Consider the following 5,182-nt stretch of genomic DNA (forward strand, 5'->3'; position numbering starts at 1 on the left):
AACCAAAACAATTTATTGTCGCAGTATGCGTAAACTGTTGATTAATAGGATTTTAAATGCAGGTTATTAATGAATAATTTTTCTCTTGACATCACGGTTGCTTGACCCCTTCCTGCGAAACATTCATGCTTTTTTAAGAGGATACGATGGCTCTGTACTGGCAGACGCGGCAGGGGTAACAAGTCAAGCGGAACACGATGACTTTCGGGCAAATCTTAGGTATACGCGGATAAAGCGGGTTGACTCAAGTCCGATTTATTCAAGGACGCGGTTGCATAAATCGGAGCTCTTGTCATAGCCTTACGGTTTGAGGTGTTTACGGGACGTTAGCAGCTTAAATCCAAATGCACGCTTCAGACGGCCTTCTTAAATCTCATTGCCTTGAGCCTCTTTTTTCTGGCATCTCTCTGTTTTCTTTTTTTCTTGACAGAGGGCTTTTCATAGAAGCTTCTGTTTTTGATATCTCTGAACAGTCCTTCTTTTTGAAGCTGGCGTTTTAAGGTTTTAAGGGCCTTCTCAACATCATTTTCATATACTTTTATATACAAAACCGCTTATCTCCATTTTTTAGTCTCCCTGTGACTTCCGCTGCCGCCGGGGCCTCCACCTCTTTTACCTTCAAAGCCGCCACGCCTGTCCTTCTGCTGTGGTTTTGCCTCGGCAACGGATAAGGTTCTTTCCATAAAGCTGCTGCCATTGAGTGTAGCAATAGCCTTTTGTGCGTCCTCTTCGTTGACCATTTCGACAAAGCCAAATCCCTTTGGTTGTCCCGTCTGTGCATCAGATATCAACTTTACCACATCTACCTCCCCTATTCGTGCGAAGAGGTCTCTGAGGTCGTCTTCTGTTGCCCGGAAGGAAATGTTGCCTACATAAATGTTTTTCCCCATCGTTAACTCAACTCCTTAATTAAATAATTTTCACTAAAAAGACCCCATCGCCTTAAAAGTCTACGTGGTCCCACAAGCCTGCGTCCCTGTATATAGTCTACAATAAAACTGCATAAAATGTATATAAAATTATTTCAGCAATTTTTCATGTCAACCATGACACCTTTGCCTTTATCATACCACGGTGTCATCGTGGCCAATAATCCAAATATAAAACGGTTTAACACGTGCTGCAGGAGGTCTTACGGCAACCGCCGCAATCACTCTTGACCTGCCTGTCCACGCCGCTGACACCAAACATGGACATCTTTTTTTTCATCTCCGACGAGCCACAATGCGGACAACTCACCTGACGGTTACCGTAGACCAGTAGCTCTACGTTTTGGTTACAATTATTGCATAGATACTCATATATTGGCATAGTTATTCTCTAATAGTCCTTCTGGCCTCTCTGATCGTCCCTCTGGCATGGTCATTAAAGCCTCATGGCCTCCCTGATCAGTTGCATGGACTCTTGGGCAACCCTGGCGGCCCTTGCATTGCCGGCGCTCACGATATCGATCAGCGTGGAGGAGTTTTTCAGCTCCTTGCGTCTGGCCCATATAGGCTCCAGGATGGTCAATATGTGTGTGGTAACAATCTTCTTGCAATCGATACAACCAATGCTCGCATTGCGGCAGCCATCGGCCACGTACTGTTGCTGCTCTTGGGTGGAGAACACCTTGTGCAGTTGGTAGACGGGGGAGAGTTCGGGGTCTCCCTTGTCGGTGCGTCTGACTCTGGCCGGGTCGGTCATCATCGTCCGAATCTTGGTCTGCACCTCTTGCGGGGTATCGGAGAGGTAGATGCAGTTGTTGTAGCTCTTGGACATTTTTCGGCCATCGAGGCCAACCACCTTGGGATAGTCGGTCAGGAGCGCCTCGGGTTCTACCATCACGTCACCGGGGTAGAGGAAGTTGAATCGTCGTGCCAGCTCCCTGGTAAACTCCAGGTGTGGTTGCTGGTCTATTCCCACTGGGACGTACTTTGCACGGTAGGCAAGGATGTCCGCCGATTGCAACACCGGATATCCAAGGAAACCATATGTGTCCAGGTCCTTGTCCTTTATTTCAAACTGTTTTTCCTTGTATGTTGGCACCCGCTGCAACCACCCCAGGGGCGTGATCATACTCAACAGCACGTACAACTCCGCATGTTGCGGTATCGCTGATTGCACAAATACGGTACACTTATCCGGGTCCAGACCCGCTGCCAGGAAGTTCAGGACAAGCTCCTGCGAGTACTGCTTTATCACTGCGGGGTCTGCGTAGTTGCTGGTCAGGGCATGCCAGTCGGCCACGAAGTAGTAGCAGTCGTAGTGGTGTTGCAACTTGACCCAGTTCTGGAGCGCACCCACCAGGTTGCCAACATGCAGCAAGCCGCTTGGCTGCATCCCGCTTAGAACGCGCTCTTTCAACGCCGTGCCACCCGTGCCACCCGATAACTTGTTGTCACCGTCTTGCATTCAATCTCCCTGATTAAAGAATTCGTCCCAGAGGCATAAGGATCATGCCTATGAGGAACTGTACGACCTTCTGTATAGGTGTTATGATATATTGTGCCATGCCGGTAACCCATAAAGCAAGCACTATTAATATCCCATAGGGTTCAATTCGGCTGTACTGATACGCCTGCCTGTAAGGTAACAGGCTCACAACGATCCTGCCGCCATCAAGGGGTGGGATCGGGATCAGATTAAATGCCGCCAAGAAAACATTAAAATATACGCTGTATCGCAACATCTGCTCCACCGGTATCAGTACCTTTGAAAACATGGAGTCCGCCTCGTGCGTTGAGGGATATAGTCTGGCAATGACAGCTATGAGCACAATGCTCACTGTGGCTATCACGATGTTAGCCCCGGGGCCGGCAGCAGAGACCAGTGCCGCATCTACCCTTGGGTTTTTCAGTCTGCCGAAATTGACCGGCACCGGCTTGGCCGAACCAAAGATAAACGAACCGCTGGAGAGTATAAACAGCATTATCGGCATGATAATCGTCCCCATCAGATCGATGTGTGCTATGGGATTGAGTGTGAGTCTGCCCATTTCCTTTGCCGTGGGGTCGCCACGCTTGTCCGCAACCCATCCATGCGCAACCTCGTGAAAGGTTATCGCTATGAGAATTGGCAAGGCCGCAACAGACAGACTCCGCAGTATCTGGACTATATCCACCTAGTAACTCAACCCTGAGAAGGAAAGAGAAGGAGGGCGGCTCCGCCCTTCTTTACCGCTCCAGGTCGCACCTGGCTCCTTGACCTCACCCGCAAGGGGACCAAGCCCCCTTGACCCCATTATACTCTGGTCACAGGACATACTTAATAGCCAACATTTTAGCTGTATACCTTATTTCACGATTTTTTTGGACAACGGCGTTAACAGCTTGTCCAGTACGGTTCTGGCTGCAACGATTGGGTCAATGATGGCGCTGTCCATGTCGTTTTCAATATCTCTCTTGTTTGACAGGAAGTTTATACGGTCCTGCATCCTGTCACGCAGGAATCTCAGGCGTGATTCATCCTGTGAGGGTTCGTACTTTTGTTCGAAATCGGTGCCAAAGAGTTCATTTCCATTTTGCGGGATCAACAATCCCTGAAACGCATTCCACTCCTTCCACACGATGGTGTTGCGCACCAGTTCGGTTACAATGGACAGCGATAATTCCTTTGGGATATCGATCAGACTTTCCGGCAATCCGAAGGCGTTTGTGTTCATAATGTAACACTCGGTGCCGCCCTCAAACAGCTTATAGAACTGCTGACAATCCCACAGAAGCGGATGCACCCTGAAGGGATTTGCAAAAGGCTCTATGACGAGTTTTTCAAATTCCTTAGGGTCTACGTTTTCAACGCCCTTTGCCCTCAGCGTGCTCAACGACGCCCCCATGGCAACAGCAAGCCACAGGTTGTCGATCTTGCTGATTGGTGGCAGCGAGGTGTCCTTTTGCAGCCATATGACCTTGCCGGGACGTTCGCAGTGGTCGCTGTGTCTGAACATGTCACGGGTCTTTATGCACCTTCCGTTTCTGTTGCGGACATCGGCGCAGACCAGCTTGCGTTGGCCATCGTCAGACATGGTTATACCGACGTTCTGGGCGCTGTAGAAGTACTTGATGATCGGGTCATCGTATGCCACGGCATCTGTTTTGTCAAATAGATTTGGCTCTATTGCTATTGACAGGTCGTTATCGAGGTCGATTAAGAATGCGTCATCGTGGACGACCGTGACATGTTCACCCTCGGCGAGGGCGCTTTCGTGTTTGTCGCTGTTGGTGATGGAGGACTTCCCCGACCCGGAGAGGCCAAAGACGGCAATGGGCGGGCTCTTTCCGATCTTCTTGATACCCCCGTGACAGGCCACCATGTTCTGTCTTACCCCGACACTCCAGGCCAGCGTCAGGGTGCCCTTTTTGCGCTCACCGAAGTACCTCAGGCCGAGTATCGCTATACAGTTCTGCTTTTCATCGACGATGATCAGGCCGTCGGGGAATCCCGGATGGGACCAGTCGGAGTCGGCAAGCACTATGATATCAGGCTCATCCAGTGGCCGCGATGTGGCATAGGTATCCGTCCAGGGCTTCATCCACGGGGTAAAGTTCAGCGTCCAGTCCAACATGTTTTTGGCGTCGGTGGTGGAACTTACCAGGTGGGCCTTGACCATGAAGTCGCTGTGCAGCCCCACAATGCCCTCCATCCAGAAGGCCGGCTTCTTGTTAAACTGATACACGGCTTCGCGCAGGATGGTCAGGTACATATCCCTGTCGCTGCCCATCTGTCGCACCAGGCGTCTGGCCCGCGCTGTACGCCCAACGATTGTTCCGTCGTTGGATACCAGCACCTTGGCGTCGGCTGGAAGGCCGTAGGTCTGGGGTTTGTACATTGGCTCCGATGTCACTATCACCTCGGGCTGTCTTACTGCATACTCGTACAGCTCCCTCATGGTGGTCTTGTGCACAGAGTTGGCGTACATTGCGCTTTCTATTATGGCTCTCCACGGAGAGCCGGGCAGTTTCGTCATACTTGACATCTATCGTAACTCCTTCTTCTGTTATAATATATATACTGTTACATTTTCGCCAATTGTTGCATAGAGATGATAGCATACTTAAATGCTGTATGTCAACGACATGAAAAATTCGGGTGCATAAAAAATTGGTGAGCGATGGATTCCTGCTTGCGCAGGAATGACACATATGGGCGCAAAATACCATTTCTTGTCATTCCCGTGAAAACTGGAATCCATCTTCTAAAACAG

6 protein-coding genes are annotated in these 5,182 nt (G+C 50.0%); all 6 read right to left on the minus strand.

Going from position 1 to position 5,182, the window contains the following annotated elements; translation table 11 throughout:
• Window positions 1–353 precede the first annotated feature (353 nt).
• Window positions 354–548, minus strand: coding sequence for a 30S ribosomal protein S21 (rpsU, locus tag HWQ67_RS12395; RefSeq protein ID WP_040335866.1), 195 nt, complete (start codon window positions 546–548; stop codon window positions 354–356).
• A 6-nt stretch (window positions 549–554) separates the two neighbouring features.
• Window positions 555–890 carry an RNA recognition motif domain-containing protein gene (locus tag HWQ67_RS12400; RefSeq protein ID WP_040335865.1) on the minus strand — a complete coding sequence of 112 codons (336 nt, stop codon included), beginning with the start codon at window positions 888–890 and terminating at the stop codon, window positions 555–557.
• Between the two features lie 220 nt (window positions 891–1,110).
• Window positions 1,111–1,311 (minus strand): FmdB family zinc ribbon protein, encoded by a 201-nt coding sequence (locus HWQ67_RS12405; protein ID WP_218253004.1) that lies wholly within the window; start codon window positions 1,309–1,311, stop codon window positions 1,111–1,113.
• A gap of 54 nt (window positions 1,312–1,365) precedes the next feature.
• Window positions 1,366–2,394, minus strand: coding sequence for a tryptophan--tRNA ligase (trpS, locus tag HWQ67_RS12410; RefSeq protein ID WP_218253005.1), 1,029 nt, complete (start codon window positions 2,392–2,394; stop codon window positions 1,366–1,368).
• A 13-nt stretch (window positions 2,395–2,407) separates the two neighbouring features.
• Window positions 2,408–3,103 carry a site-2 protease family protein gene (locus tag HWQ67_RS20240; protein ID WP_218253006.1) on the minus strand — a complete coding sequence of 232 codons (696 nt, stop codon included), beginning with the start codon at window positions 3,101–3,103 and terminating at the stop codon, window positions 2,408–2,410.
• 171 nt (window positions 3,104–3,274) lie between these two features.
• A complete protein-coding gene (locus HWQ67_RS12420; RefSeq protein ID WP_218253007.1) occupies window positions 3,275–4,954 on the minus strand; it encodes a phosphoenolpyruvate carboxykinase (ATP) in 1,680 nt (559 codons plus the stop codon).
• Window positions 4,955–5,182: the final 228 nt, after the last annotated feature.

Source organism: Candidatus Magnetobacterium casense, assembly GCF_019173545.1.
Classification (GTDB): domain Bacteria; phylum Nitrospirota; class Thermodesulfovibrionia; order Thermodesulfovibrionales; family Magnetobacteriaceae; genus Magnetobacterium; species Magnetobacterium cryptolimnobacter.